Origin of the sequence: Oceanicola sp. D3, from assembly GCF_006351965.1 — a bacterium.
GTDB lineage: Bacteria > Pseudomonadota > Alphaproteobacteria > Rhodobacterales > Rhodobacteraceae > Vannielia.
This window is the reverse complement of the sequence record NZ_CP040932.1, coordinates 1,729,343-1,756,119: the sequence shown is the minus strand read 5'-3', so window position 1 is coordinate 1,756,119 and position 26,777 is coordinate 1,729,343. Positions and strand designations below refer to the sequence as shown.

Below are 26,777 nucleotides of genomic sequence, written 5' to 3'. Positions count from 1 at the left end.
GTCGGTTAGATGAGACTGGGCATCCCTGCCCCGCTTGGGCGCGCTATTTAGCGTCGCTGAGCGCTGTCACGATCCGGGCAAAGTCCGCCGCCTTCAGCGACGCACCGCCAACAAGGGCACCATCGACGTTTGCCAATGCAAAGATCGCTTGGGCGTTCTCCGGCTTGACCGACCCTCCGTAGAGCAGGCGCATGCCGTTGCCCTCGTCAGCAAATCGGTCTGTCAGCTGCTCGCGCAAAAACGCATGCACCTCCGCAATCTGCTCCAGCGTCGGCGTGCGCCCGGTGCCAATGGCCCAAACCGGCTCATAGGCAATGACAACATGCGCCGCCACGCTGCTGCCTGGCAGCGAGTCACACAGCTGCGTGCCAATAACGGCCAGCGTCGTGCCAGCGTCACGTTCCGCCTCGGTCTCGCCGACACAGACAATGGCCGTGAGGCCGCGCTCCAGCGCCGTGACAGCCTTGGCCCGAACGATTGCATCGGTTTCGCCATGATCGGCCCGGCGCTCCGAGTGACCGAGGATCACATGGGTTGCCCCCGCATCAGCCAGCATGGCCGCCGATAAATCGCCGGTATGCGCGCCCTTGAGTTCGGGGTGGCAGTCCTGCGCGCCGATCAGCAGATCGGAGCCAATGGCCATGTCGTGCATCCGGTGGATCAGGGTCGCCGGCGGGCAGATCAACACGTCACACTCCGACGCGCTGAGCCCACCGATCAGTGTTTCAATCTCGATCAGGTCTCCGCTCAACCCGTTCATCTTCCAATTGCCAGCGGCAAGTTTCGCTTTCATGGCTCTCTCCTCACCAGCAGCAAAAGCCGCCATCGACCAAAAGATCGACACCGGTGCAGTAAGAGGCCGCTTCCGAAAGCAAAAACACCGCCGGGCCAACCATTTCGTCAACATCCGCCATGCGCTGCATCGGCGTCTGGCTCTCGAACTCGCGGGTCTGGTGGACCATCTCGGGCCGGGTGTTCATCGGCGTTGCCGTATAGCCGGGCGAGATCGAGTTCACCCGGATACCGCGCCCCACCCATTCCATCGCCATCGACTTCGACATGTGGATCACCCCGGCCTTGGAGGTGTTGTAATGCACCTGATCGAGGCCACGATTGACGATCACGCCCGACATCGAGGCGATGTTGACGATCGACCCGCCTTGACCATGCGCCAGCATCGCCCGCGCCTCGGCTTGGCAAGACAGCCACACGCCCTTCATGTTGATATCCATGAGCGTCTGGTACTGGTCTTCCGGCATCTCCTCGCAGGGCGCGGCATTGGCAATCCCGGCGGCGTTGACCGCAAGGCGCAGCGGGCCAAGCTCAGCCTCGGTGCGCGTCACCGCCTCGGCCAGCGCCTCTGCACGCGTGACGTCGGTGGCGATCTGAACGGATTTTCGCCCCGCTTCCGCGATGAATGCGGCTGTCTGCGCCAAGCCATCATCCGTGCGCCGGTCGAGCAGCGCCACGTCTGCGCCGCATTGGGCCAGCCCCATCGCGATGCGTTGCCCAATGCCACTGCCCGCCCCGGTCACAAGCGCCACGCGCCCCGAAAGATCGAACAGCGCGGGCGCGTTCAGTTTGATACCGTCCATAGTGCTCCTCCAACTCCTGCCGTGCTGTCCCGCGCCTTTGGCGGGCGTCAGGACATGATCAACCCGCCATCCACGTTGATGGTCTGGCCGGTGATGTAGTCGGCGTCCTCGCTGGCGATGAAGGCCGCAAGGGCAGCCACATGCTTGCCCTCGCCCGCCCGCTTCATCGGGATGTTCTGGACCCAGCTTTCCATCAGCTCACCGGGGCCGAAACCGCCCAGCATCTCGCCCCAAACCCGGTCATTGTAGTCCCACATGTCGGTCTTGATGATGCCGGGGCAGATCGCGTTGACGGTGATGTTGTCGAGCGCCACTTCCTTGGCGAGGCTCTGGGTCATGCCCATGACGCCAAACTTCGAGGCGGCATAATGCGGGGTATAGATAAAGCCATCACGCGCCTGCCCCGAGGCCATGTTGATCAACCGCCCGCCGTTGCCAGACTTGCGCATCCGCCGGATCGCCTCCTGACAGCAAAGGAACACACCCTTGGTGTTGACCTCCATCGTCGCATCCCATTCGCCCTCGGTGAGGTCTTCGATCTTGGCGATGGTGATGATCCCGGCGTTCTGCACCGAGATATCGACGGCGCCAAACTCTTCCTCGGCCCGGTCATACAGCGCGGTAACCGCCTCGCGGTCGGTAACGTCACAGATCACGCCAACCGCCTTCGCCCCGGCCTCGCGCAGCGCGGCGGCGGCCTCCTCCACCTGCGCCTCGACCGAAGCGATCACAAGGTTGGCCCCCTCGGACGCAAAGCGTTGGGCAATGGCAAATCCGATGCCCTTGTTGCCGCCGGTGACAACAACGGTCTTTCCCTCGAAACGGTTCATCTTGATCTCCTGTGTCTCTTTTTGTTTCGGATCAGGCGGTGGCCAGTTCCATGACCGAGACGTCATTCGCCTCGCTGTGGTCAAGGATGCCGGACTGCCGCCCCGCCGCCATCACCAGAATGCGGTTGGATACGCCCAGCACCTCTTCAAGGTCGGAGCTGACAACAATCACCGCCACGCCCTCATCCGCCAGCCCCCGGATCATTTCATAAATCGAAGACCGCGCGCCAACGTCGATGCCCCGCGTGGGCTCGTCCAGCAGCACAACGCGGGGATTGCGGGCCAGCCACTTGGCGATAACCACCTTCTGCTGATTGCCGCCAGACAGTTCACCAGCATTCTGGTTGCCCCGCCCCTTCACGCCGAACTTCTCGATATTATCCTTGGCAAAGTCGCGCACCCGGGCCGTAGTGATCCAGCCCTTGCGGCCTACCGTCTCCAGGTTGGAATAGGCGATGTTCTCGGCAATCGAATGGCTCAGCACCACACCCTGCAACTTGCGATCCTCGGGAACGAGCACAATGCCGTTCTCGATAGCCTCCCTCGGCGACGAGGGGGTCACGTCCTTGCCGTTCAGCCGGATGCTGCCCGCTTTGATCGGATCGGCCCCGGCAATCGCGCGCACCAGCTCGGTGCGCCCTGCACCAACCAGCCCGGCAATGCCAAAGATCTCGCCCTTGCGGACGGTGAAATTCACATCGTCAAACCGGCCTTCCGGCGACGACAGGCCAGATACCTCCAGCACCGGCTCCTCGGTTGGCTCGGCCAGCGGCGGAAACATCTGTTCCATGCTGCGCCCAACCATAGCCTCCACGATGGTGCGCACCGGCAGATCAGCCGTGTCGAATTCCTGAACCTTGTCACCATCGCGCATAACGACGATCCGGTCGGCGATCTGCTTGATCTCTTCCAACCGGTGAGAAATGTAAATAATGCCGACGCCTTCAGACTTCAGCCGCTCGATCTGGCGGAACAGAAGCTGGGTTTCCTCGCCCCCCAACGCCGCGGTCGGCTCATCGAGGATCAGCAGCTTGGCATTCAGCGTCAGCGCCTTGGCAATCTCGATCAGCTGCTGGCTGGCGGTCGACAGGCCCTCAACCGTGCGCCGGGGCGAAATATCGAGCCCGAGGCGCTGCAACCCATATTGGGCACGTTCTTCCATGGTCTTTCGGTCAAGCCGGCCGTTCTTCATCGGGTAGCGCCCGACAAAGATGTTTTCGGCAATCGAGAGTTGCGGCAGCAGCAGCAGTTCCTGATGGATCATGCCAACACCAGCGTCGATCGCCTCGCGTGGGTTGGCGGGCGCGTAGGACGCGCCCTGCCAGATCATTTCACCGGACGAAGGGAGAACCGTTCCAGAGATGACATTTGAAACCGTCGACTTTCCGGCACCGTTCTCACCCAGCAGCGCCACAACCTCACCCGCGTGCACATCCATGTCGATCCCGTGCAACACCTCAATCGGTCCATAGGACTTGTGGATATTGCGCAGGGTCAAGATGGGAGACTTGCTGTCAGAGGTCATGGCGTCGCCTTTCGTGATCGGGTGCCGGTGGTCGCGGATCAGGGATGCTTCTCGACGTAAGCCGGGGCATCCTCACAGGTGGTCAGAACCGCGTTCGGGATCTGGCGCTCCGGCACCTCTTCTCCGGCTGCAACCTTGATCGCAGAATCCACCGCAAGGCGGCCCATCAGCTGGGTGCTCTGGGTGGCAGTAACGATGAAGGGGCCTTCGCATTTGGCGAGGTATTCCAGCGCGGCAACATCGCCGTCATAACCACCGATGATCACCTGTTCCGAAAGCCCGGCCACATCAACAGCCTTGGCCGCGCCCATGGCAAGGCCGTCAGCCTGACCAAAGATCAGTTTCAGGTCGGGGTTCGCCTGCAGCATGTTCTGCGCGATCGAGAAGCCTTCGTCGGGCGACCACATCTGCGACCATTGCTGCGTCACCAGCTCAACGCCCGGGTTCTCGTCGATGGCGCGCTTGCAGCCCTCAAAGCGCAGAACTTCCGGCGTGGTGCCCTTCTGGCCATGGATGATTGCCATTTTGCCCTCGCCACCGGCCAGGCCGATGATGTGGTTGCAAACCTGATAGGCGGATTCCACGCTTTCACCGGCAATGAAAGTGTCGCCCGGTGCGCCCTCGGGCGTGCGGTCAACGTTGATCACCGGTATGCCCTCGGCGCGGGCCAGACGGGTGGGAACGGCAGCAGCAGCGGCACCGGCGGGGATGTAGATGAAGGCGTCGATGCCTTGGGTCATCAAATCCTGCACCTGGCTAACCTGAGTGGCGGTGTCGTTCTTGGCGTCCACCACGATAACCTCGATGCCTTTCTCGGCGGCATAGCCTTCAACGCCCAGCTTGATCTGGTTGAAGAAGTCGGCCTGCAGGTTCGGCACGGCAAGGCCGATCTTCTCGATCTCGGCAGCAGCGGAGCCCGCCGTCGCGACAAGTGCAGTCGCTGCAAGAGCGGCTTTCAGCTTGGATTTCATGGATTTCTCCTCCTTGAGTTGGGTGGGGCGCCAATGATGTCCCCGTTGTAGTCCCGGTAGCCTCCGGGCCTTTTTGGGCGAGGCGCGGACAAAAGCCGCGCCCCGGAACTCTCACTTTCCGCGTTGTTTGAAGGTCTCGGCGGCGACAGCCAGCACGATGACCAGCCCGATGATGACAGCCTGCAAGAACGGCGAAACGCTCAGCAGGTTCAGCCCGTTGCGCAGAACGCCGATGATCAGCACGCCGATAATGGTGCCGATGACACCCCCCGATCCTCCCGAAAGGCTGGTGCCGCCAATCACCACAGCGGCGATGGCATCAAGCTCGTAGGCCACGCCCGAGCTTGGCTGCACAGAGTCGAGCCGCGCAGCAAGCAGCACCCCGGCAAGGCCCGACAGCAGCGCCGATGCGGTGTAAACAAGCACCGTCATCCGCTTGACGTTGATACCAGCCAACCGCGCCACCTCCGGGTTGCCGCCAATGGCATAAAGCTTGCGCCCACCCTCCCGATAACGCTGAAAGAAGAACGCCGCTGAAAACACAATGAGCATCACCGCAACCGTAAGGGTCAGGAACCCGCCGTAGCGGATGATCGCACTCATGTTGAACCACGCCGGAAACCCGATGATCTGGGAGCCATTGGTGATCATGTTCGCCACGCCCCGCGCGATCGACATCATCGCCAAGGTGGCAATGAAGGCAGGCACCTTGAATTCGGTAATCAGCAGCCCCGAAATGGCCCCCGCCACGGCAGCAGCGGCCAGCGCCCCCAGTATGGCAAAGGTCATGGGCACCCCTGCCTCCACATTGAGATAGCCCAGCACCATCATCGCCAGTGCGAGGATCGAGCCCACCGAAAGGTCGATACCGCCGATCAGGATCACGAAGGTCATCCCCACCGCCATGATTCCCAGAACGGTGATCTGGTCGGCAATGTTCAGGAAGTTGCGAAACGACAGGAAGGAATCGGTCGCAACGCCGAGGAAGGCACAGAGCAGCAAAAGCCCGATCAGCGGGCCGGTCGTTCCGCTGAGCGACAGCATTTCGGACAGTTTTGGTTTCTGGGGTGCGGTCGCCTGGGACATCGCCTGTTTTCTCCTCACATAGCATAAATATTCATGCTTGATGTAAAATGCTATGCCAGCAAGCCCGGGGCTGTCAAGCATAGCTGATCGATTCTCGCGCAGCTTCCGCCAACGTACTATTGCCATTCGCGTTTTTGGTCCACTTGACGAAATCTGCATTTGTATGTTTACTGGATATGGAATATTTATGCAAAGGTGAGAAAATGACCCCGTTTGACCTTGCCGCAATGGCGAATCGTATCCGCCGCCGCGACCTGCAGGCCGTCTTCGAAGCCGGCGCCGGTCATATCGGCGGTGAAATGTCGGTGACTGATCTGCTGACGGCGCTCTACTTCCACACCATGAACGTAAACCCGGACGCGCCGCAGGATCCCGCGCGCGACCGTCTGGTGCTCAGCAAGGGGCACACGGCCCTCGCGCTCTATATCACCCTCTCCGAAAAGGGCTTCATCCCGAAGGAAGAGATCTCAACCTTCCTTCAGCACCGCTCACGGCTGAACGGCCACCCCAACCGGGTCAAGGTGCCGGGGGTCGAAACCAACACAGGCCCGCTCGGTCACGGGCTGCCGGTTGGCGTCGGCATGGCCAAGGCCGCGCAACTCGACGGCGCAAGCTGGCGCACCTTCGTCATCACCGGCGACGGCGAGATGCAGGAAGGCTCCAACTGGGAGGCGATCATGGCCGCCGCGCAGTTCAAGCTCGACAACCTGACCCTGATCATCGACCACAACCGCCTGCAACAGGGCGCGCGGCTGGCCGACACCAACAACATCGCGCCCATCGCGCCCAAGTTGGAAGCCTTCGGCTGGGCCGTTGAAGAGATCGACGGTCACGACATGGAGCAAATCTGCCGCGCCCTCTCCCCCGAGACGATCACTGCCGGAAAGCCAAAATGCATCGTCGCCCACACCAACAAGGGCCAAGGCATTTCCTTCATGTCCGACAACGTCGCATGGCACCACAAGGTGCCCTCCGAAGATCAATACAAACAGGCCATGGCCGAGCTTGAGGAGGCCGCACAATGAACATGCCTTTCGACACAGCAAAACTCCACGATTGCCGCAACACCTTCGTCGGCGTGCTTGAGGAGATCGCCGCCGACAACACCGACATCGTCGCGGTGGTCAACGACTCGGTCGGCTCGTCCAAGCTGGGCGACTTTCGAGACAAGTTCCCGGAACGGCTGATCAATGTCGGCATTGCCGAGCAAAACATGGTCGGCGTCGGCGCCGGGCTGGCCAATGGCGGCAAAATCCCCTTTGTCTGCGCCGCCGCACCCTTCCTGACGGGGCGCGCGCTGGAACAGATCAAGGCCGATGTCGCCTATTCCGAAACCAACGTGAAGCTGGTCGGCATCTCCTCGGGCATGGCCTATGGCGATCTTGGCCCAACCCACCATTCCATCGAGGATTTCGCCTGGGTGCGCGCCCTGCCCAACGTGCCGGTCATCGCGCCCGCCGACCGCGCCGAAACCGCCGCCGTGATCCGCTGGGCAGCGGCGTATGAGGGCGGGTGCTTCCTTCGGCTCAGCCGCGTCGGCGTGCCCGACCTGCTGCCAGAAGATCACGTCTTTGAATTGGGCAAGGCCAACACATTGCGCGACGGCTCCGATGTGACGATCATCGCCAATGGCGTGCTCAGCCACCGCGCAGTCACCGCCGCCGCCATCCTTGAAGGCCGGGGCATCTCGGCCCGCGTGCTCAACATGGCCTGCGTGCGCCCCATCGACGAAAACGCCATCATCCAAGCTGCGCAAGATACCGGCGCCCTCCTCACCTGCGAAGAGCACACCACCTTCGGCGGGCTCGGCAGCGCCGTGGCCGAGGTTGTTGTTGACCACCACCCGGTGCCGATGGCACGGCTCGGCGTGCCCGGGGTCTTCGCCCATACCGGGTCGGCCAATACGCTCCTCGACGATTTCGGCATGGCGCCCGAGGCGATTGCCGACAGCGCGGCGGAGCTGTTGAAGAGAAAAGGATAAGGCAATGGCGCAGAGGGTTGTTCTGGCAATCGACGAAGGCACGACAAATTCCAAAGCCGTGCTGGTCTCCGAAGCTGGCGAAATCCTCGCCAGCGGCTCTGCGCCAGTGCCAACCGAGCACCCCCGGTCCGGATGGGTACAACAGGACGCAAACGAAATCTGGGCCGCCACGCAAAAGGCCATCACCGCCTGCCTCGCAAGCAGGCCAGAGGTCGAAATCGCGGCTCTCGGCATTTCCAACCAGCGAGAATCCATCCTGATCTGGGATCGCGAGACGGGCGCGCCACTCGGCCCGGTGGTCACGTGGCAATGCCGCCGCACCTCCGCCGCCTGCGAAGCGCTCAAGCAGGCCGGGCATGAGGCTGACGTCATCGCACGGACCGGCCTGCCGATTGATCCGCTGTTCCCGGCCCCCAAAGCCGCCTGGCTGATCGAGAACCACGGCGCGGCCTCCAGCGAGATCTGCATCGGCACCGTCGACAGCTGGCTGATCTGGAAGTTCTCAGGCGGCGCGGTCCACGCCACCGACCGATCCAATGCGGCGCGCACCCAGCTCTTCAATCTGTCTGAAAGCCGCTGGGACGATCAGCTCTGCGCCTTGTTCAAGATTGATCCCGCCATGCTGCCCGAGGTGAAGGATTCCGCGCATGTCTTCGGCCAAACGCGGGGCACGGGCGTCATGCCGGACGGCATTCCAATCGCCTCTGCCATCGGAGATTCCCATGCGGCGCTATTCGGGCACGGTGCCTTTGGCCACGGCGACGGCAAGATCACCTTCGGCACCGGGTCTTCCGTCATGACGACGATACCGGATTTCATAGAACCGCCGAAGGGCATCACCACAACCATCGCCTGGTCCCTGAATGGCCAGTCCACCTATGCCTTCGAAGGCAACATCCTCGTCAGCGCCTCCATCCTGCCCTGGACGGCCACGCTGCTCGGTCTGGACGGCGTCGAAGCACTGCTCGACCTCGCACAAACCGTCGACACATCGGGCGAGGTGTCGTTGATACCGGCGCATGTCGGCCTTGGCTCACCCTACTGGGATTCCGAGGCACGCGGGCTGATCTGCGGCCTCTCCTTCGGGGCCGGTCCGGCCCATATCGCCCGCGCCGCCGTCGAAAGCATGGCGTTTCAGGTGCAGGATATCTACGCCATCATGTCTCACGCGGCCGGCGGCATTGGCCGGCTCTCCGTCGATGGCGGCCCCAGCGGCAATCCGTTCCTGATGCAGCTGGTGGCCGACTACATCAACCATGCGGTGACCCCCAACAAGAACTCCGAGGCCTCAGCCATCGGCGCGGCATATCTCGCCGGTCTGGCCACCGGGGTCTGGCCCGATCTCGACACGCTGGCCGGGCTGGTCAAACGCGGCACCAAGATCGCGCCCCAAATGGCTGAGGAGCCCCGCCACGGCGACTTGGAACGCTGGCGAAAGGCCGTTGCACGTGTGCTTTGCGACGTGTAATGAATAAATATTCATACCTAGGGATTTGGTTGGCACATTGGCCCGTCTCCACGAACTCCGCATGATCGCCCGCGTCGCCCAGATGTATCACGTCGAGGGCCAAAGACAGGCCGCGATCGCCAAGCATCTGCGGATATCGCAAGCCACCGTCTCGCGGATGCTGAAGAAAGCGCAGGAAGAAGAGATCGTCCGCACCACGGTCGTCTCGCCCTCCGGCACCTACGCAGAGCTCGAAACCGGGCTGAGGCAGCAGTTCAACCTGGCCGAAGCAATCGTCGTCGAATGCACCGAAGACCGTGACGCCGCCATCATGGCGCGCATTGGCGAGGCGGCGGCGCATTTCGTGGAAGCGACCCTGCAAACCGACGAGATCATCGGCGTGTCGAGCTGGTCCGAAACCATCCTTCGCATGGTCGAAAACATCCACCCGATGAAGTCCGGCAAAGCCCGCTACGTCGTGCAAACGCTCGGCGGCATGGGTAACCCGACCGTGCAGATGCATGCCAACCAGCTGACAACCCGGCTGGCCAAGCTCACCGGAGCCGAAGCGCATGTGCTGAGCGCGCCGGGCGTGGCACAGTCGCGGGAGGCAAAACTCGTGCTGCTGGGCGATCCCTACGTGCGCGAAACGATGGACCTCTTCGCCCGCATCACCCTCGCCATCGTCGGGATCGGCGCGGTGGAACCCTCGGGCATGCTGGCCCGCAGCGGCAACGTGTTCACATCCCGGGAATTGGCCGATGTGGCAGAGGCCGGCGGCGTGGGTGACATGAGCCTGCGCTTCTTCGACGCCGAGGGCGCTTTCGTCAAAACACCCCTCGACGACCGGGTGATCGGCCTCACCCTCGAAGAGCTCGCCAAGGTCGACCGTGTCATCGCCCTGGCCGGCGGCCAGTCCAAGACAGAGGCCATTCGCGGCGCACTCAACACCGGCATCATCGACTTGCTGATAACCGACAAGTTCACGGCTGAACGCCTCGTTACATCGGGCGATCAGCACGCGGCGGTGGAGTAACCCGCGAAGGGCGCCGCACATTCTCGTGCGGCGCGCCTCCCGGTCAGGCCGCAGCGGCTGCGCTGCCCGGCTGCAGGGCCTCATGCAGCGCGGTCACCTGCACCGCGGCATCCGCAGCCTCCCGCCCCTTCTTCACGAAATGCGCGTGGAAAAACCCGTGATGGTCATCCGAGGGCTGAAAGTGGTGCGGCGTGAGCGATACCGAGAGAACCGGCACACCCGTCTTCAACCCGGCCTCCATCAAACCCGAAACCACCGCCTGCGCCACAAACTCATGGCGATAGATACCGCCATCCACCACCAGCGCCGCCGCGGCAATGGCAGCGTAGCGCCCGCTCTCGGCCAGCTTCTGCGCCAGCAAGGGCATCTCGAACGCGCCCGGCACATCATAGGTATCAACCGCTGCATCAAGGCCCAGCTCCGCAAGCCGCTGCTCGAAGCCAACCAAGGCCTGATCCACGATATCGGCATGCCAGCGCGCCTTGATGAAGGCAAATTGGGGGGATTTTGTCATAGCTCCAGATCCTTTCCACATGACAGAATCCCAGAGCGTAGAGAGGCACCCGCACCAACACGGCACGTTCACCCCATTCTCTCCCATCCGGACTATGACCGTCGGCCCCGGAATTTCACCGGATCTGCTGACCCACCCCGAAGGATGGCGCTCGCGGGCTATCACCGCCGGTGGGGAATTTCACCCCGCCCTGAGAATGGCGTTTTGCTACGGATCGTTCCCCGTGATGTCAATCAAAACCGCCTCTCCCCACCGCGCCACCCATTCACCCATCGCGACGGAACCGCCCCCCCCGGTGCGTTGAGTTACCCCCGAGACGCGCAGCCATCGCGCCAACTGACGAAAGGCCACCTCTATGAAAACCGCCCTCCTCCTCACCCTCGCCACCAGCCTCGTTGCCAGCGCGGCCCATGCCGAAGTGCTGCGCGACGTTGCCTATGGCGAGGGAGACCGCAACCAGCTGGATCTCTACCTCCCCGACGGCGTCGAAAACCCGCCCGTGGTGCTCTTCATCCACGGCGGGCGCTGGTTCCGCAACGACAAGAGCCAGATCAACGTGCTGGATCGCGCCGATGCGCTGATGGAGGCCGGAATCGCCGTCGCCTCGATGAACTACACCTATTCAACCAACGCCATCTGGCCCGCGCAAAAGGACGACGTGGCAGAGGCCCTGCGCTTCCTGTCAGACCACGGGGCGGACTACGGCTATGACGCTGGTGAAATCGCGGTGTGGGGCCAAAGCTCCGGCGCGCATCTGGCGCTCTGGGCCGGGATCATCGCCGCCCAAGAGGCGGACATAAACCTGCAAGGCGTCGTGTCCTGGTATGCGCCGTCAAACCTGACAGACATCGCCGCCGACCGCGCCAAAGATGATGTGCCAGACCGGGACATGGGCGACGGCCCCACGCCCGAGGCCCAGCTGATCGGCGCGCCCGTGGCCGACAGCCCCGATCTGGCCGATGCCGCCAGCCCCGTCGCGGTGATCTCCCAACTGCCGGAGGATGTGCAACTGCCCCCGATGCTCCTGATGCATGGCACGCAAGACATCATCGTCTCCCCCCTGCAAAGCGACCGCCTCTATGACACGCTCAAGGACCGCGGCGCCGAGGCCAGCCTGACCCGCGTCGAAGGCGCCAGCCACGGCGGAGAACTCTTCGCCCCGATGGTCCCGCAGGTCATCGACTTCCTGCACACCCGCTTCGCCGACTGAGCGTTCCGGAACCTCGTAAACACCAAACGCCCCAGCCTCGCCTCAGGGCCGAGGCGGGGGCGGGGGTATGGGCTTTCGCAGCAGCAGGGACGAACGGAAGGTGCGAGAAGACAGTGATAACTGGAGCCCTTGAAACCGCACCTGACATTGGTGATGCTGCCTCAGGGACAATGACGCCACAACAAGTTCAGCTGTGCGCCCGCTGAACAATCAAAGTTGCGGGCGCTTGTGTGAGATGCTCTAAATAAGTAAAGGCCAGATCAAGACCCTCTTTAGGTGATTTCCACAATGTTAAAAGATCATTCTCTTTTTGCCTCTATGGATAACGGTGTAGTTTGACATGAGAAAATCGTCGGATGACTTCTTCACGTTAAAGGAACCCTATGACGAAATCAATCAATCCAAGGATTTTTGGAAAGCGGTAGAACGCGACGAAACCGAGGACATCAGGGATCTACTCTACCGCCCAAACAAACTTGAAAGCATCGAGCCGCCTAAAAAGTGGCGATTGCGGAATAAGAATTTTCACAATGTATCATTTGCCAAAACTTTAATCTCGCAAATTGAGTTCACCGATTGTAAATTCTCAAACTGCCTCTTCACCGGATCTGTAATTTCAAACTGTCGATTCAATAACTGCCAATTTGAACTTTGTAATTTTTACAGAACCGAAATTAGAAGCACTTTCGTTGACCCTAGATCATTTTCTAAATGCCTGAACCCAAAAGAGCACGCGAATATCGGCGTTGGACTGTACCACGAACTACTCCACAATAGCAGACAACAAGCTCAGCCGGATTTTTCAAGTTATTCTCAGTACCAGTTCATGAAGTGGCAAAGATACTTGAGGCAAGATGAAATTACGAAATCAAATACAGGACTTTGGATGAGAATTTATAGGCGAGCTACTATTTTTCCTGCGTGGATTTTTGAGATTACAACGGGTTCTGGCACACGGTTGAGCAATCTCGCCCTGACCTCGTCTTTGATGCTTTTCGCTATAACGGTCTTGAACTACTACTTCCGCACGGAACTTGGCCTTGAACTTAGTGGTCAAACTATTACGAGCATTACAGAATCGTTCTACTTCTCCACCATCGTAGTGACGTCACTTGGTTTTGGCGACATCACGCCTAGCACCGGCTTAGGGAGACTTGTGATTGCTTGTGAAGCGATCTCTGGTTTCTTGACGTTCGCTCTACTTGTATCGATGGCTTTCAGAAAAATCACGAGCTGAGGATAAAATGATATCAATCTGCGAAATTGGCTCAACGGCACGGGGCCAGAACGACCAATTGAGCGACAAGGACTTGCTCGCGATTGGAAGTTCACACGACGTAGATATCGCTGTTGCGAAATACAGGTCCAGTGGTTGGAATGTATCGCGATACTCCCAGACCGAGTTTAGTGAAATGGCACGTGCTCACTCATTGTTTGTCCAGCATGTGAAACAGGAAGGGGTGCTTGTAAGAGATGACCAAGGCTTTCTTCAGGAAACATTAGGAGCCTACAGACCGAGCCGCGACTACACCAGCAAATTGGCAGCAGCTATTGATCCGATCCGTTCGGCTCTGGAGATTGAGCAGAGCTATTGGGGAAAGCTCTTCCAAGCTGATATTCTCTATGTTTCCATTCGGAACGCATGCATTCTTCATAAAGCAACTGTTGCGGAGCCAGAATTTGACTTTGAAAGCTTAGTCGTGTGGATGTGCGGAACCATTGGGCTTACTCAATCAGATCGGAATTCACTCCTGCGCCTTCGTGCACTCAAACATGCCTATCGTGCGCGATTGACAAATATGGACGTCTCAATAATTGCTGAAATAGCCAGCACTGCGCGTAAACTTGCGGACTATTGGACTTGCTTTTGCGGTTCAAGCGGAAGTAAGTTTGATCTCTCAAACTGCTACTTTGAGGTTCGTGCGCTTGAGGGGCAACTTATTCGAGCAGTCGGCCCAGTCTTCATGGACGAATTAGAGAGAGGCCATGAGCTTGGAGAGCTTTGGGCTACGATTTGTAGCACTGATCCTTACAAGCCGCGACCTCCGCACCTTCAGAGATGGTCCAAGAGTGTGTCAGATTTCCTATCGAACCGACAAAGTCACTGAAAGTCCGAGTGTAGCGCACCTTAGAAGCGCATCGATCGCGTCGTATTCGTGAAACGAGCATGTCTGCGCCGGTTCCATACTGGACCTTTTCCGTCTTCTGCCGGAACGGCAACTATGGCCCGCGTTCCACCCATTAACCCCTCCCATCCTGCAAATATGCATATGCATAGGATGTGCATGGACTGTGCATCACTTGTGCCTGTGACATTCTGTCAGTTAACGGCCCTGCTCTACCCTCCGTACAGGCATTTTTGCAAAACACCCGCCGCGCCGCCTTACCGTCTTGAAATACAAAAGAAAAAGGGGGGCCGAGGCCCCCCAGTTTCGCCGTTCAGGCTCATCGTTGATACCGCCCGGTTTATTTGCCTGCGGCCTGAACTGCGCCAGGGGCGAGCGCACCCGCCCCGGAAACTTAACCTTCCACCCGAGCCAGGCTGATCCGCCCTTCCCAGATGCACTCTCCACCCGCTTTGGCGTAGAGCCCGGCACGTTCTTCAAACGCTTCGCCGGTCTCGGCCTTGAAGTGGAACCCGTTGGGATTCATTGCGAATTCCTCCAGGTGGTCCTTGGGCACGATCACCGCGCCCTTGGAAATTTCGCGTCCGCCCTTGCAGCAGGGTTCAAGCTCGCATTCGGCTTCAAATTCCCGCCCCGAGGGGGTTTCGACGATGCCGGAGATGCGTTCCTTCGCCATCGTCGTTAACCTTCTCTCAGCTACAGCCGCTCGTCCCGCCGCAGGTGTTGCACTTCATGCAGGTGCCGTTCCGCACCAGCGTGTAGTTCCCACACTCCCCACAAGCCTCGCCCTCGTAGCCCTGCATCTTCGCCTTCGCCCGCGCGTCCATCCCGTTGGAAACGCTCACAGAAGCCTCCGGCACCAGGGTTTCCAGCGCCACCACCGGATCCACTCCGGCATCCAGCGCCACCGCCCCGGAAACCTCGCCGCCCAGTCCGCCTTGCAGCACCACCAGGTCGCTCGGCAGCCGCTTGCGCAAGTAGCCCGAGGAGGAGATTTGCTTGAGCACTTCCAAAGACTTGGACGCCGCGCTGTCGCTCACCGAAGAGACGTTAGAAACCCCCTCTTCCTCGCCCCGGCCCAGATCGTCAAACGCCGCGCCTTCCGGCTTCACATGCGCCAGATCCGTCCGGTCGAGGTAGCTCACCGCCAGCTCGCGGAAGATGTAGTCGAGGATCGAGGTCGCATTCTTGATGCTGTCGTTCCCCTGCACCATCCCGGCGGGCTCGAACTTGGTGAAGGTGAAGGCGTCCACGAACTCCTCCAGCGGCACGCCATACTGAAGGCCAACCGACACCGCGATGGCGAAGTTGTTCATCATCGCCCGGAAACCCGCGCCTTCCTTGTGCATGTCGATGAACAGCTCGCCGAGCTTGCCATCTTCATACTCACCGGTGCGCAGATACACCTTGTGCCCGCCCACCACGGCCTTCTGGGTATAGCCCTTGCGGCGGTGCGGCAGCTTCTCGCGCTCGGCCTTCACCACTTCCTTGATGATCACCTTCTCGATGATCTTCTCGGCCAGCACCTGCGCCTTTTCGGCCGGTGCCCCGCTCTCCAGGGTCTCCTGTGCGTCCTCGTCGTCTTCCACCAGCGCGGCGGCCAGCGGCTGGCTCAGCTTGGAGCCGTCACGGTAAAGCGCGTTCGCCTTGATCCCCATCTGCCAGCTGCGCTCATAGGCGGCCTGGCAATCTTCGATGGTGGCGTCGTTCGGCATGTTAATGGTTTTCGAAATCGCGCCTGAGATAAAGCTCTGAGCGGCGGCCATCATGTCGATGTGCGAGTTCACCGAGAGGAACCGCTTGCCCTTCTTGCCGCAGGGGTTGGCGCAATCGAAGATGTTCAGATGCTCTTCCTTCAGGTGCGGCGCACCCTCCAGCGTCATCGTCCCGCAAACATGGTCGTTCGCAGCTTCGATCTGTGCGCGGGTGAAGCCCAGCGAGGAGAGCAGGTCAAAGCCCGGATCGTTCAGCTTTTCAGCCGGGATGCCCAGCACCTCGGTGCAAAACGCCTCGCCCAGCGTCCACTGGTTGAAGACGAAGCGAATGTCGAAGGCCGAGGCCAGCGCGGCTTCCACCTTGTCGATCTCCGCCTGCCCAAAGCCGTGGCCCACCAGCGCGGTGTGGTTGATGCCCGGCGCATTGCCAAGGCTGCCGTGGCCCACCGCGTAGGCGATGATCTCGCCAATTTCGGCGTCGCCGTAGCCCAGCTTCTTCAGCGCGCCGGGGACAGAGCGGTTGATGATCTTGAAGTAGCCGCCACCGGCCAGCTTCTTGAACTTCACCAGCGCGAAGTCGGGCTCGATGCCGGTGGTGTCGCAATCCATCACAAGGCCGATAGTGCCGGTCGGCGCGATGACCGAGACCTGCGCGTTGCGGTAGCCGTGCTTCTCGCCCAGTTCCAGCGCCTCGTCCCAAGCTTGTTTGGCCAGCGCCACCAGTCCGGCGTCGGGGCAGCCTGCGTGATCCAGTGCAACGGGGTTCACGTTCATCTGCTCGTAGCCGTCGGTTTCGCTATGGGCCGCGCGGCGGTGGTTACGGATGACGCGGAGCATGTGCTCGGCATTTTTCTTGTAGCCCGGGAAGGCGCCCAGCTCACCGGCCATCTCGGCGGAGGTGGCATAGGACACGCCAGTCAGCAGCGCGGTCAGCGCGCCGCCAAGGGCCCGGCCCTCGCGGCTGTCGTAGCCGTAACCCATGTTCATCAGCAGCCCGCCGATGTTGGCATAGCCAAGGCCCAGCGTGCGGAAGTCGTAGGAGCGCTGCGCGATTTCCTTGGAGGGGAACTGCGCCATCATCACCGAGATTTCCAGCGTGATCGTCCAGAGACGCGTGGCATGGATGTAGTCCTCGGCCTGAAACTTGCCGTCCTTGAGGAAGGTCAGCAGGTTCATCGAGGCGAGGTTACAGGCCGTGTCGTCGAGGAACATGTATTCCGAGCAGGGGTTCGAGCCCCGGATCGGCCCATCCTCGGGGCAGGTGTGCCAAGCGTTCACGGTGTCGTGGTACTGGATGCCCGGGTCAGCGCAGGCCCATGCGGCATGGCCGATGTCTTCCCAGAGCTCGCGAGCGCTGATGGTTTTGGAAACCTTGCCATCGGTGCGGTTCACCAGTTCCCACGGCAGGTCGTCTTTGACAGCCTTGAGGAAGGCGTCGGTGACACGCACCGAGTTGTTGGAGTTCTGGCCAGAGACGGTTGCGTAGGCTTCGGAGTCCCAATCGGTGTCATAGGTCGGGAATTCGATGCTGGTGTAGCCCTGCCGCGCATAGTCGAGCACGCGCTTGATGTAGGTCTCGGGAATGCGCGCCTTCTTGGCGTCTTTCACCGCGCCCTTGAGCGTGTCGTTGGCGTTGGGGTCATAGGCGCCCTCTTCAGAGCCGTCGAAGGCCTTGATGGCAGAGAAGATCGCGTTCAGCTTCTCTTCGTGCATCTTGGAGCCGGCGACGAGCGAAGCAACCTTCTGCTCCTCCTTCACCTTCCAGTTCACGTATTCCTGAATATCGGGGTGATCGGCGTCCACGATCACCATCTTCGCGGCGCGGCGCGTGGTGCCGCCCGATTTGATTGCGCCCGCAGCCCGGTCACCAATCTTCAAAAAGCCCATCAGGCCCGAAGACTTGCCACCACCCGAAAGGCCCTCGCCCTCGGCACGCAGGGAGGAAAAGTTCGTGCCGGTGCCCGAGCCGTACTTGAAGAGGCGGGCTTCACGCACCCAGAGGTCCATGATGCCGCCGTCATTCACCAGATCGTCGGAGACGGACTGGATGAAGCAGGCGTGGGGCTGCGGGTGCTCGTAGGAAGACTTCGACTTGGTCAGCTTGCCAGTCTTGTAGTCCACATAGTGGTGGCCCTGCGCCGGGCCGTCGATGCCATAGGCCCAGTGCAGGCCGGTGTTAAACCACTGCGGGCTGTTGGGCGCGGCGCGCTGGGTGGCCAGCATGTGGCGCATCTCGTCGTAATAGGCCTTGGCGTCGGCTTCGGTGGTAAAGTAGCCGCCCTTCCAGCCCCAGTAGGCCCAAGCACCGGCAAGCCGGTCAAACACCTGCTTGGCCGAGGTCTCGCCGCCATAGCGCTCATCTTCAGGCAGCTCGGCCAGCGCCTTCTCGTCGGCAACCTTGCGCCACAGAAATTCCGGAACGCCCTTTTCCTTCACCGCCTTCAGCCGGGCCGGAACGCCAGCTTTGCGGAAGTACTTTTGGGCAATCACGTCAGAGGCGACCTGGCTCCAGGCCTTGGGCACTTCCAGATTGTCGAGCTTGAAGACAACCGAGCCGTCCGGGTTGCGGATTTCCGACGTGGTGGTGGTAAACTCCAGCCCGCCATACGCCGCGCCTTTGGCCGTGGTGAACGTGCGTTCAATCTTCATGGTCACATGCCTCTTTTTCGATCGGCGCCTTTTTTTGCTGGCGGCACCTTCTGGTTGCGTCCCGGCGCGGCATGGGCCGCGCTTGTTTTCCCGTCCGAGGGACGCAGGAGGCTCGCCGCCGAACACAGGTGTTCGAACGTGGCAGGCTGTGCGCGGCCTACCTCTCGGCTGTTTGGGTCTTTTGACCGTCCCTCTTGCGACCGCGCTCGCCTGCCCCCGGTTCCCGGGTGGCCGCGTTGCGTGCAACGAGTGACAGAAGGCCGGCAGGCGCTTGCTACGCCCTTGGTGTCCCCGGTGCCCGGGTTGCCCCGGGTATGCCCCCTGCCGTTTCGCTGTCACCCCAACATCTTGTGGCGTCTCAGTCGGCCCCCACAAGAAACCCGATTGGGGGGGCAACCGTCAACGCTAAAATCCGCCCTATCTGGCAATCTTTTTTGTTGACGTGCCGCCCTTCCGCTGAGCGGCCTCACAGGGGCGTGATTCATTCACAGCCCGGGAAAGTTCACCACAAGATGTAGGGTCGCCCGCCAACCCATACGAAATATGGTGGTTTTCGCCCTCAGCCCTCCACTCCGCCCAAGGCTCTTTCCCGCTCTTCTCCACAGGGCTGCGGGGGGCTGGGCCGCAGGAAGCGGCTGCGTACAACTTGTGCAATCCGGTCACAGTGGCGGTGGCTCGCGCATCGCAAAACAGCGGCTCTGCCCGATAATCGGGCAGCGGCTGCCTACTACATCTAGTGGTGCCCCAAGGTCAGCGAACACCCCGCTTGCCTCACAGGGGCCAATAATGCGGACGAATCCCGGCAACGCCGGCACCACATTGGCACTGGCATCAGCTTACTTGGGGTGGTGGTGGATGGTCGGGGCGGAGAGATTCGAACTCCCGACCCTCTGTTCCCAAAACAGATGCGCTACCAGGCTGCGCTACGCCCCGACGAAGCGGGTCTTATCCCGTGCCGCAGAGAAAGGGAAGAGGCTGTCGTCAGCCACCTGCACCGGCGCAGGGCCATGCCGCAGCAGAGCCGAAGGCCGGATGCAGCATCTGCGCGCCCGGCGCGATCCCGAAGGCCCTGGCCAGCCCGCCGTTGATCTCCAGCACCGCAAAAATACCCGGCCCGCCAGAGATCGGCGTTTCATCCAGCGGAATTGCATTGGAATGCACCCGCTGCACCACGCCGCGTTCATCAAGGAAGATCATGTCCAGGGGAATCAGCGTGTTCCGCATCCAGAAGCTCACGTGCCCCGGCTTTGGGTAGATAAAGAGCATCCCCGCCGAGCGGGCCATGGATTTGCGGTGCATCAGCCCCTGGCTGCGCTCGGCAGCATCATCGGCGATCTCCACCGAGAATCGGGCCTGCCCCTCGCCCCACCGAAGCCGCACCTCATCCATCTCGCAGCCGGGCGCAGGCGTCACCAGCGCCTCGCCCGCCCCGTCCGGCATGGCAGCAAAGGGCGCGGCCTCACGGCTGCCCTCCAGATCAAGCGAAGGCTCCCCCTGCGCGGCAAGCGCCGCAGGGCAGATCGTCAGCAACAAGGAAACCAGTAAACCGGGCATGACGCGCCGCCGCTCAGGCTGCGCGCGCCATGCCCTCAGTCCTGCTTTTCCTTGAGCGCCGATTCCCATGAGAGCACCTGTGTCGCCATTCTGCCGCGTCGCCCATCGACGACCTTCAGGCAGATTGCCTCGCCCGGCTGCAAATCTGCAAGGCCGGAGCGCCGAAGCACTTCAATGTGAACGAAGATGTCCTCGGGGTGGCGGAAGACATTGGCAAAGCCGAAGCCCTTGCCCTTGTCGAACCACTTCACCCGCGCAGGCTCCATCGGCAACGCGGCAAGCTCCTCGGGATCGAGGGCGGCCACATCGTCCAGTGGGGGCGCATCACCGGGCTCGGGCGGTTCGATCGCAAAGACCTCCACCGCCTGCTGGCCCCGGTTTGTATCCTGTATACTGATATCGATACCGGCCCCATCCGCCACGGAGCTTTGCCCGAAGTTTCGCAGAACATTCGCGTGCAGCAAGATATCGGGCCCGCCTTCGTCAGCTATGACAAAGCCAAAGCCCTTGGCTGGGTCAAACCATTTGACCCGGCCCTTGACACGCTTGTGCTCATTAATCTCGTCGTCTTCTTCCATTACGATTCAATAGTGTCCTCATGGCGCATGCAGAGCCGAAGGCCCAACAGACGCTACGCCCCACGAACAAGGGCATTCCCCTACCGCTTAAACGGTGCCTGACTATCCGCGAGTGTTACGGATAGAGGCGCCGGACCTGCCAATCACCACCGGCCACAGCAGAACGTGTCCACCGAAACCGGTCGTGCAGCCTAAACGCGCCATCCGCCCAGAATTCGATCTCGAGTGGCAAGATTCGAATTCCGCCCCAGAACGGAGGACGCGCGGGATTCTTCCCGTGCTTTGCTGTCACCTTTGCAACCTCAGCAACGAGCGCCGCGCGGGATGACAGGGGTGTGCTTTGCCGCGAGGCCCAGGCACCCAACCTGGATTGAAGTGAACGGGAGGCGAAATATTCATCGGCCTTCTGGCCGTCTTCCCGCTCCGTAATGCCCCTGACGCGAATCTGTCGCCTCAGGGATTTGGCGTGCCACACGAAAGCAGCCCTTCCGTTGACGTCAACCTCTTTCGCCTTAGCGCTACCCCAGTTGGTATAAAAGAGGAAGGCGTGATCTTCGATTTCTTTCAACAGAACCATGCGTGAATTGGGCAGCCCATCCTCGTCCACCGTTGCCAGCGCTATGGCATTGGGGTCGTTGGGTTCTGTGTCCTCAGCCTCCGCAAGCCATGCGCGTGCAATGGCAAAAGGATCATCCCCCGCAAAGATTCCGCTTCGTTCCGCCATGGCTTGCCATTCCTGTTCCGGCCCGGGTTACGCGCCGGATTCCTGCCGCACAACCTGTCCCTTAAGACAGGGGCTCCGCGCTTTTGCACAGTTTCTGCGCGCAGTTGCTTGTATCGCTCACATTCTTGCCCGGTTGCGGGAGCGCTTGCAACCTCGCCCCGCCTTGCCCTAAAGGGAGCGGACCAGATGCGACGGAGGGGTCGGGATGAGTTCACAACTTATGGCGGGCAAGCGCGGGCTGATCATGGGGCTCGCAAATGACAAGTCCATTGCATGGGGCGTGGCCAAGGCCCTTGCCGATGCCGGGGCCGAACTGGCACTGACCTATCAGGGCGATGCCTTCAAAAAGCGCGTCACCCCGCTGGCCGAGCAACTCGGTTGCACGCTCATGGCCGATTGCGACGTGAGCAACACCGAAAGCGTTGATGCCGCCTTCGCCAAGATCGAGCAGGAATGGGGCGGCATGGACTTCTACGTTCACGCCATCGGCTATTCCGACAAGAACGAGCTGCGCGGCCGCTACGTCGATACCTCGGTCGAAAACTTCCGCACCTCGATGGAAATCTCGGTCTACTCCTTTACCGCCTGCACCGCGCGGGCCGAGAAGCTGATGAAGAACGGCGGCTCCTGCCTCACCCTCACCTATTACGGCGCCGAAAAGGTCATGCCCCATTACAACGTGATGGGCGTCGCCAAGGCCGCGCTGGAGGCCTCCGTGCGCTACCTCGCCGAAGACCTCGGCAAAGACGGCATCCGCGTCAACGGCATCTCCGCCGGCCCGATCAAAACGCTGGCCGCCTCCGGCATCGGCGATTTCCGCTATATCCTCAAATGGAACGAGCTAAACTCGCCGCTGCGCCGCAACGTGACCATCGAAGACGTGGGCAAGAGCGCGCTCTACCTGCTGTCTGATCTCGGCTCCGGCGTGACCGGCGAGATCCACCATGTCGACGCGGGCTACCACGCTGTCGGGATGAAGGCGGTGGATGCGCCCGACATCGACGTTGTGACCAAGCGCAAAGACAGCTGATCCAGCGCCATGCCCGAGTATTGGCCCGTCTTCGATCCAGATGTCCCGGCGGTCATGGGCGAGGATTACGTCGATCTCGCGATGTTCGACGCCCCGCCCTTCCCCGATATCTTCATCGACGCGGGCCAAGCCCCGCTCGAGGCCTACATCGGGCTCTCCGAGGCCGAGTTCAACGACATCAACCAAGCTATGCCCGAGCACATGCGCCGCCCCTACAACCCTGAGCGCGACGGCCCGTGGTTTCCGCCGGAGGCGATGCTAGCGCTTTGCGCCGCCATCCGCACCGCCCTGCGTGAGCAGCCCGAACTCTTCACCGGATGGCCCGATATGGCTCAGCACACAGAAGAGCTGCTCGACGAGACCGAGCGCGTGTTCAAACGCGCGGTCGAGCACGGCGTTGCCTTCCGCATCTCTGTCTCCACCTGATCGCGCCCAAACGCGCCGCCGGAGCCGCATCCAGCCTCTCTGCACCTCGTATAGTGCGCAAATCCCCTAAGTAACGCAGCAGTTCCTCTCGACGGCGGGGGCATGGCAGGGCTAATAGAAGCAAAACGCTGCACGAGGGTTTCCGCCATGTCTGACCGCCTCCCCCACGAAAAGGGCTTCCACGTAAGCTGGGACCAGATCCACCGCGACAGCCGGGCCCTGGCCTGGCGGCTCGACGGCAAGGGCCCGGACGATGGTGCATGGCGCGCCGTGGTGGCCATCACCCGTGGCGGCATGGCCCCGGCGATGATCGTGGCGCGCGAGCTCGATATCCGCACCGTCGATACCATTTCGGTCAAAAGCTACCACTCGGGCGGAGGCAAGGCCGACCAGCGCAGCGAGGCGAAGGTGCTCAAGAGCCCCGACGCCGAGATGATGGGCGACGGCACCGGCATCCTTGTGGTCGATGACCTCGTGGACACTGGCAAGACGCTGGAACTGGTGCGCGAGCTCTATCCCAATGCCCATTTCGCCACCGTCTACGCCAAGCCGCAGGGTGAGCCGATGGTGAACACCTTCATCACCGGCGTCAGCCAGGATACCTGGATTTTCTTTCCGTGGGACATGGCGCTGCAATACGTCGAGCCCTATCGCGGCAAGGACTGACGTGCCCGCACCAACCACCCGCACCTTCGCCTCCCCCGTGGTCGAGGCAAAGAGCTGGCTGCAGGGCCTCACTTTCCCGCCCGAACGCCCCCTGATCGACGCCGGGCAGGCCGCCCCCGCCGATCCGCCGCCCGATGCGCTGCGCGAGGTCATCGCGCAGGCCGCGCTTGGTGATCCGGCGGCGCATCACTATGGCGCGGTGCTGGGGCAAGGCCCGCTGCGCGAGGCGCTGGCGGCGAATATCTCGGCCACCTATGGCGGCACCGTCACGCCCGGGCAGGTCGCCATCACCTCCGGGGCCAACCATGCCTTCTGTGCTGCGCTGGCCGCTCTCGCCGGGCCAGGCGATGAGGTGCTGCTGCCAACGCCTTGGTACTTCAATCACAAGATGTGGCTCGACATGGCCCACATCACCACCCTCCCCCTGCCCTGCGGCCCCGGCCTCATCCCCGATCCGCAAGAGGCCGCGGCCCTGCTGACCGAGCGCACCCGTGCCATCGTGCTGGTGAGCCCCAACAACCCCACCGGCGCCGAATACCCGCCCGAGGTGCTGGCCGCCTTCCGCGACCTTGCCCGCGAACGCGGCATCGCGCTGATCGTCGACGAAACCTATCGTGATTTCACCGCCACCCCCGGCGCACCCCACGGCCTCTTTGCCGATCCCGATTGGGATGACACGCTGATCCACGTCTACTCCTTCTCCAAGAGCTTCCGCCTTATGGGGCACCGCGTCGGGGCGCTGGCAACCTCGCCCGCACGGCTGGCCGAGATCGAGAAGTTCATCGACACCGTCACCATCTGCCCCACCCCGCTGGGCCAGATCGCCGCGCTCTGGGGGCTGGAGAACCTCGGCCAATGGGTCGCTTCCCAGCGCGATGAGGTGCTGGCCCGCCAGTCTGCCATGCGCGACGCCGCGCCCGCACTGGCAGAGGCCGGTTGGCACCTGCGCGGCCTCGGCGGCTTCTTCGCCTGGATCGAGCATCCCTTCCCCACCGATGCCACCACCGTTGCCCGCGCGCTCACCGGCGAGGCCGCCGTTCTGGCCCTGCCCGGCACCTTCTTCTCGCCCGAGGGAGACGCGATGGGCCGCGCCGCCCTGCGCTTTGCCTTCGCCAACCTCGACGCCCCGGAAATCGGCCAACTCGCCGCCCGGCTGGTGGATTTCAAAGGCCCCTGACCGCGCCCGCCCTTGCTCCCCGGGCGCGGCCCGGATAACAAACGCCAACTGCATAATGAGCATACGGGCGGAGCAATGGCACAGAGCGCGGGCAAGAAGGTAGGCAACATCGTGATCTGGGTGCTGATGGCGCTCCTGATCCTCGGCCTTGGCGGCTTTGGCGTCACCAATTTCGGCAGTTCCATTCAGTCCGTCGGCGAGGTTGGCGACGAGCCGATCACCGTCAACGATTATTACCGCGAACTGCTCTCCGAGATTGCCGCCGCCGAGCGCGATCAGGGCCGTCAGATCTCTATCTCCGACGCCGAGCAGCTGGGCATCCTCGCCCGGGTGCGCACCCGGCTCACCAACCGTGCCGCGCTGGACAATGAAGCCGCGCGCATGGGCCTGTCGGTGGGCGACGAGCGTGTGCGCGAGCAGGTGCTGGCCGCCCCCGCCTTTCAGGGCATCGACGGCAAGTTTGACCGGGCCGCCTACCAAGGCGTGCTGCGCAACCGCGGCCTCTCGGTAGACGAGTTTGAAACCGGTATCCGCAAAGACACCGCCCGCACCATTCTGCAGGGGGCCGTGATCGGCGGCGTGCCCGCGCCGCAGGTGCAGATCGACACGCTGCTGGCCTACTTTGGCGAGCGCCGCAGCTTCCGCTGGGCCACCTTCGGCCCCGAGCAGTTGGCCGAGCCGCTGCCCGAGCCCTCCGAGGAGGAACTGAAGACCTACTATCAGGCCAACACGCCCGATTTCACCCTGCCGCAGATGAAGCGCATCACCTACGCATGGGTTGCGCCCGAGATGTTGGTGGACAGCGTCGAGATTGATGAAGACTCCGCCCGCAAGCTCTACGAAAGCAAGGCCTCGGACTATCAGCAGCCCGAGCGCCGCCTGATCGAACGGCTTATCTTCCCATCCGACGAAGCGGCGGCTGAGGCGAAGGCCGCGCTTGAGGATGGTTCGGCCACCTTCCAATCTCTCGTCGAGGGCCGCGGCCTGACGCTGGAAGATGTCGACCTTGGCGAGTTGACCCGCGCCGAGCTGCCCGAAGAGGCCGGAGAGGCGCTCTTTGCGTTGGAAGAACCGGGCGTTGCCGGCCCCTTCACCACCGATCTCGGCCCCGCGCTCTTCCGCATGAACGGCATCCTCGCCGCCGTCGATGTGCCCTTCGAAGAGGCTCGCGCTGACCTCACCCTTGAGCTGGCACAAGAACGCGCCCGCCGGGTGATTTCCGATATGGAAGTGGAGGTCGAAGACCGCCTCGCAGAGGGCGCCACCCTTGAAGAGCTCGCCGACGAGACCGATCTTGTTGTCGCCACCATCGACTGGTGGGATGCCTCCGGCGAAGCCATCGCCAGCTACGACGCCTTCCGCGACGCCGCCCTCACACTGACCAAAGACGACTTTCCCACGGTGATCCGGCTGGAAGACGGCGGCATCTTCGCCATGCGCCTCGATGAAACCCTTGAGCCACGCCTGCAAGAGCTGGAGGCGGTGCGCGGCAAGGTGCTCGCTGGCTGGGAAGCTCAGGAAACCGAAAAGCGCCTGCGCGTTCAGGCCGCCGAGCTTCAGGCACAGGTCGAAGCCGGTGCGCCGCTCACCTCCTCCGACGCCCCCGTTGACGAGGCCGAGGCGCTCACCCGCGACGGCTTCATCGACGGCACGCCCCCCGCGCTCGTCACCACCGCGTTCGAGCTTGATGAGGGCGGCCTCGGCATCATCGAGGGCTTCGGCAATGTCTACCTGCTGCAGCTGAACAAGATCGCCGCGCCCGACCCCGAGAACGAGCGCATCGCCCTTCTGTCGCAACTCCTTGGCCAGCAGGCCACCCAGTCGATCTCGGTCGATCTCTACTCGCTTTTTGCCGAGGCGCTCGCCCGCGATGCAGGCGTTGAGATCGACAACAGCGCACTCGCGCAGGTCCACGCCCAGATTGCCACGCAGTAGGC

The 26,777-nt window shown here is 62.0% G+C and carries 24 protein-coding genes, 1 tRNA gene and 1 riboswitch; of the genes, 12 read left to right on the top strand and 13 right to left on the bottom strand.

Going from position 1 to position 26,777, the window contains the following annotated elements; all coding sequences use genetic code 11:
* Positions 1-43: 43 nt before the first annotated feature.
* The 6 genes from tpiA to FHY55_RS08860 form a co-directional block, all read right to left on the bottom strand.
* Positions 44-793, bottom strand: coding sequence for a triose-phosphate isomerase (tpiA, locus tag FHY55_RS08885; protein WP_140013849.1), 750 nt, complete (start codon positions 791-793; stop codon positions 44-46).
* Between the two features lie 10 nt (positions 794-803).
* Positions 804-1,595 (bottom strand): SDR family oxidoreductase, encoded by a 792-nt coding sequence (locus FHY55_RS08880; protein ID WP_140013848.1) that lies wholly within the window; start codon positions 1,593-1,595, stop codon positions 804-806.
* A 47-nt stretch (positions 1,596-1,642) separates the two neighbouring features.
* The gene (locus tag FHY55_RS08875) at positions 1,643-2,425 is read right to left on the bottom strand and encodes a glucose 1-dehydrogenase (protein ID WP_140013847.1); all 783 of its coding nucleotides are present in this window, start codon (positions 2,423-2,425) and stop codon (positions 1,643-1,645) included.
* Between the two features lie 31 nt (positions 2,426-2,456).
* Positions 2,457-3,950 (bottom strand): sugar ABC transporter ATP-binding protein, encoded by a 1,494-nt coding sequence (locus FHY55_RS08870; RefSeq protein WP_140013846.1) that lies wholly within the window; start codon positions 3,948-3,950, stop codon positions 2,457-2,459.
* Between the two features lie 38 nt (positions 3,951-3,988).
* Positions 3,989-4,921, bottom strand: a complete 933-nt coding sequence (locus FHY55_RS08865) for a substrate-binding domain-containing protein (RefSeq protein WP_140013845.1) — start codon at positions 4,919-4,921, stop codon at positions 3,989-3,991.
* Between the two features lie 111 nt (positions 4,922-5,032).
* On the bottom strand, positions 5,033-6,007 hold the full coding sequence (locus FHY55_RS08860) for an ABC transporter permease (RefSeq protein WP_140013844.1): 975 nt from the start codon (positions 6,005-6,007) through the stop codon (positions 5,033-5,035).
* 203 nt (positions 6,008-6,210) lie between these two features.
* Between FHY55_RS08860 and FHY55_RS08855 the strand changes: the two genes are divergently transcribed.
* The 4 genes from FHY55_RS08855 (at position 6,211) to FHY55_RS08840 (ending at position 10,471) form a co-directional block, all read left to right on the top strand.
* A complete protein-coding gene (locus tag FHY55_RS08855; protein ID WP_140013843.1) occupies positions 6,211-7,032 on the top strand; it encodes a transketolase in 822 nt (273 codons plus the stop codon).
* On the top strand, positions 7,029-7,988 hold the full coding sequence (locus FHY55_RS08850; protein WP_140013842.1) for a transketolase family protein: 960 nt from the start codon (positions 7,029-7,031) through the stop codon (positions 7,986-7,988). The genes FHY55_RS08855 and FHY55_RS08850 overlap by 4 nt, the downstream gene beginning before the upstream one ends.
* 4 nt (positions 7,989-7,992) lie before the next feature.
* Complete coding sequence (locus FHY55_RS08845; RefSeq protein WP_140013841.1) at positions 7,993-9,456, top strand: FGGY family carbohydrate kinase; 1,464 nt, start codon at positions 7,993-7,995, stop codon at positions 9,454-9,456.
* Positions 9,457-9,517: 61 nt separating this feature from the next.
* Positions 9,518-10,471 carry a sugar-binding transcriptional regulator gene (locus FHY55_RS08840; RefSeq protein ID WP_210410549.1) on the top strand — a complete coding sequence of 318 codons (954 nt, stop codon included), beginning with the start codon at positions 9,518-9,520 and terminating at the stop codon, positions 10,469-10,471.
* 43 nt (positions 10,472-10,514) lie between these two features.
* Here FHY55_RS08840 and FHY55_RS08835 read toward each other — a convergent pair whose 3' ends face one another.
* A complete protein-coding gene (locus FHY55_RS08835) occupies positions 10,515-10,985 on the bottom strand; it encodes a 6,7-dimethyl-8-ribityllumazine synthase (RefSeq protein ID WP_140013839.1) in 471 nt (156 codons plus the stop codon).
* Between the two features lie 71 nt (positions 10,986-11,056).
* A riboswitch (FMN riboswitch) is annotated at positions 11,057-11,187 on the bottom strand.
* Between the two features lie 153 nt (positions 11,188-11,340).
* On the opposite strand from FHY55_RS08835, the gene FHY55_RS08830 reads away from it, so the two are divergent.
* The 3 genes from FHY55_RS08830 (at position 11,341) to FHY55_RS08820 (ending at position 14,303) form a co-directional block, all read left to right on the top strand.
* On the top strand, positions 11,341-12,195 hold the full coding sequence (locus tag FHY55_RS08830; RefSeq protein WP_140013838.1) for an alpha/beta hydrolase: 855 nt from the start codon (positions 11,341-11,343) through the stop codon (positions 12,193-12,195).
* A 340-nt stretch (positions 12,196-12,535) separates the two neighbouring features.
* Positions 12,536-13,432 carry an ion channel gene (locus FHY55_RS08825; RefSeq protein ID WP_140013837.1) on the top strand — a complete coding sequence of 299 codons (897 nt, stop codon included), beginning with the start codon at positions 12,536-12,538 and terminating at the stop codon, positions 13,430-13,432.
* A complete protein-coding gene (locus FHY55_RS08820; protein ID WP_210410548.1) occupies positions 13,398-14,303 on the top strand; it encodes a hypothetical protein in 906 nt (301 codons plus the stop codon). Before FHY55_RS08825 ends, FHY55_RS08820 begins: the two co-directional genes overlap by 35 nt.
* Before the next feature lie 412 nt (positions 14,304-14,715).
* On the opposite strand, the gene FHY55_RS08815 is transcribed toward FHY55_RS08820, so the two are convergent.
* The 6 genes from FHY55_RS08815 to pdxH form a co-directional block, all read right to left on the bottom strand.
* Positions 14,716-14,997, bottom strand: a complete 282-nt coding sequence (locus FHY55_RS08815; RefSeq protein WP_140013835.1) for a hypothetical protein — start codon at positions 14,995-14,997, stop codon at positions 14,716-14,718.
* Positions 14,998-15,013: 16 nt separating this feature from the next.
* Entirely contained in the window at positions 15,014-18,685 is a 3,672-nt protein-coding gene (locus tag FHY55_RS08810) for a vitamin B12-dependent ribonucleotide reductase (protein WP_140013834.1), read from the bottom strand.
* Positions 18,686-19,541: 856 nt separating this feature from the next.
* Positions 19,542-19,618 (bottom strand) — tRNA-Pro (locus FHY55_RS08805).
* A 48-nt stretch (positions 19,619-19,666) separates the two neighbouring features.
* Entirely contained in the window at positions 19,667-20,125 is a 459-nt protein-coding gene (locus tag FHY55_RS08800; RefSeq protein ID WP_140016057.1) for a DUF192 domain-containing protein, read from the bottom strand.
* Between the two features lie 149 nt (positions 20,126-20,274).
* A complete protein-coding gene (locus FHY55_RS08795) occupies positions 20,275-20,817 on the bottom strand; it encodes a cold-shock protein (RefSeq protein ID WP_140013833.1) in 543 nt (180 codons plus the stop codon).
* A 115-nt stretch (positions 20,818-20,932) separates the two neighbouring features.
* Positions 20,933-21,541: a pyridoxamine 5'-phosphate oxidase gene (pdxH, locus tag FHY55_RS08790; RefSeq protein WP_140013832.1), complete on the bottom strand. Its 609-nt coding sequence runs from the start codon at positions 21,539-21,541 to the stop codon at positions 20,933-20,935.
* 205 nt (positions 21,542-21,746) lie between these two features.
* Between pdxH and fabI the strand changes: the two genes are divergently transcribed.
* The 5 genes from fabI (at position 21,747) to FHY55_RS08765 (ending at position 26,775) form a co-directional block, all read left to right on the top strand.
* Positions 21,747-22,571 (top strand): enoyl-ACP reductase FabI, encoded by an 825-nt coding sequence (fabI, locus tag FHY55_RS08785; RefSeq protein WP_140013831.1) that lies wholly within the window; start codon positions 21,747-21,749, stop codon positions 22,569-22,571.
* A 9-nt stretch (positions 22,572-22,580) separates the two neighbouring features.
* Positions 22,581-22,997 (top strand): hypothetical protein, encoded by a 417-nt coding sequence (locus tag FHY55_RS08780; protein WP_140013830.1) that lies wholly within the window; start codon positions 22,581-22,583, stop codon positions 22,995-22,997.
* 147 nt (positions 22,998-23,144) lie between these two features.
* Positions 23,145-23,663, top strand: a complete 519-nt coding sequence (gene gpt / locus FHY55_RS08775; RefSeq protein ID WP_140013829.1) for a xanthine phosphoribosyltransferase — start codon at positions 23,145-23,147, stop codon at positions 23,661-23,663.
* A 1-nt stretch (position 23,664) separates the two neighbouring features.
* Complete coding sequence (locus tag FHY55_RS08770; RefSeq protein WP_140013828.1) at positions 23,665-24,840, top strand: aminotransferase; 1,176 nt, start codon at positions 23,665-23,667, stop codon at positions 24,838-24,840.
* A gap of 75 nt (positions 24,841-24,915) precedes the next feature.
* Positions 24,916-26,775, top strand: a complete 1,860-nt coding sequence (locus FHY55_RS08765; protein ID WP_140013827.1) for a peptidyl-prolyl cis-trans isomerase — start codon at positions 24,916-24,918, stop codon at positions 26,773-26,775.
* Positions 26,776-26,777: the final 2 nt, after the last annotated feature.

What these genes read in the sequence shown, in the direction of transcription:
- tpiA (WP_140013849.1), bottom strand. Translation starts at nt 793, where the DNA reads ATGAAAGCGAAACTTGCCGCTGGCAATTGGAAGATGAACGGGTTGAGC.
- FHY55_RS08880 (WP_140013848.1), bottom strand. Translation starts at nt 1,595, where the DNA reads ATGGACGGTATCAAACTGAACGCGCCCGCGCTGTTCGATCTTTCGGGG.
- FHY55_RS08875 (WP_140013847.1), bottom strand. Translation starts at nt 2,425, where the DNA reads ATGAACCGTTTCGAGGGAAAGACCGTTGTTGTCACCGGCGGCAACAAG.
- FHY55_RS08870 (WP_140013846.1), bottom strand. Translation starts at nt 3,950, where the DNA reads ATGACCTCTGACAGCAAGTCTCCCATCTTGACCCTGCGCAATATCCAC.
- FHY55_RS08865 (WP_140013845.1), bottom strand. Translation starts at nt 4,921, where the DNA reads ATGAAATCCAAGCTGAAAGCCGCTCTTGCAGCGACTGCACTTGTCGCG.
- FHY55_RS08860 (WP_140013844.1), bottom strand. Translation starts at nt 6,007, where the DNA reads ATGTCCCAGGCGACCGCACCCCAGAAACCAAAACTGTCCGAAATGCTG.
- FHY55_RS08855 (WP_140013843.1), top strand. Translation starts at nt 6,211, where the DNA reads ATGACCCCGTTTGACCTTGCCGCAATGGCGAATCGTATCCGCCGCCGC.
- FHY55_RS08850 (WP_140013842.1), top strand. Translation starts at nt 7,029, where the DNA reads ATGAACATGCCTTTCGACACAGCAAAACTCCACGATTGCCGCAACACC.
- FHY55_RS08845 (WP_140013841.1), top strand. Translation starts at nt 7,993, where the DNA reads ATGGCGCAGAGGGTTGTTCTGGCAATCGACGAAGGCACGACAAATTCC.
- FHY55_RS08840 (WP_210410549.1), top strand. Translation starts at nt 9,518, where the DNA reads ATGATCGCCCGCGTCGCCCAGATGTATCACGTCGAGGGCCAAAGACAG.
- FHY55_RS08835 (WP_140013839.1), bottom strand. Translation starts at nt 10,985, where the DNA reads ATGACAAAATCCCCCCAATTTGCCTTCATCAAGGCGCGCTGGCATGCC.
- FHY55_RS08830 (WP_140013838.1), top strand. Translation starts at nt 11,341, where the DNA reads ATGAAAACCGCCCTCCTCCTCACCCTCGCCACCAGCCTCGTTGCCAGC.
- FHY55_RS08825 (WP_140013837.1), top strand. Translation starts at nt 12,536, where the DNA reads ATGAGAAAATCGTCGGATGACTTCTTCACGTTAAAGGAACCCTATGAC.
- FHY55_RS08815 (WP_140013835.1), bottom strand. Translation starts at nt 14,997, where the DNA reads ATGGCGAAGGAACGCATCTCCGGCATCGTCGAAACCCCCTCGGGGCGG.
- FHY55_RS08810 (WP_140013834.1), bottom strand. Translation starts at nt 18,685, where the DNA reads ATGAAGATTGAACGCACGTTCACCACGGCCAAAGGCGCGGCGTATGGC.
- FHY55_RS08800 (WP_140016057.1), bottom strand. Translation starts at nt 20,125, where the DNA reads ATGCCGGACGGGGCGGGCGAGGCGCTGGTGACGCCTGCGCCCGGCTGC.
- FHY55_RS08795 (WP_140013833.1), bottom strand. Translation starts at nt 20,817, where the DNA reads ATGGAAGAAGACGACGAGATTAATGAGCACAAGCGTGTCAAGGGCCGG.
- pdxH (WP_140013832.1), bottom strand. Translation starts at nt 21,541, where the DNA reads ATGGCGGAACGAAGCGGAATCTTTGCGGGGGATGATCCTTTTGCCATT.
- fabI (WP_140013831.1), top strand. Translation starts at nt 21,747, where the DNA reads ATGAGTTCACAACTTATGGCGGGCAAGCGCGGGCTGATCATGGGGCTC.
- FHY55_RS08780 (WP_140013830.1), top strand. Translation starts at nt 22,581, where the DNA reads ATGCCCGAGTATTGGCCCGTCTTCGATCCAGATGTCCCGGCGGTCATG.
- gpt (WP_140013829.1), top strand. Translation starts at nt 23,145, where the DNA reads ATGTCTGACCGCCTCCCCCACGAAAAGGGCTTCCACGTAAGCTGGGAC.
- FHY55_RS08765 (WP_140013827.1), top strand. Translation starts at nt 24,916, where the DNA reads ATGGCACAGAGCGCGGGCAAGAAGGTAGGCAACATCGTGATCTGGGTG.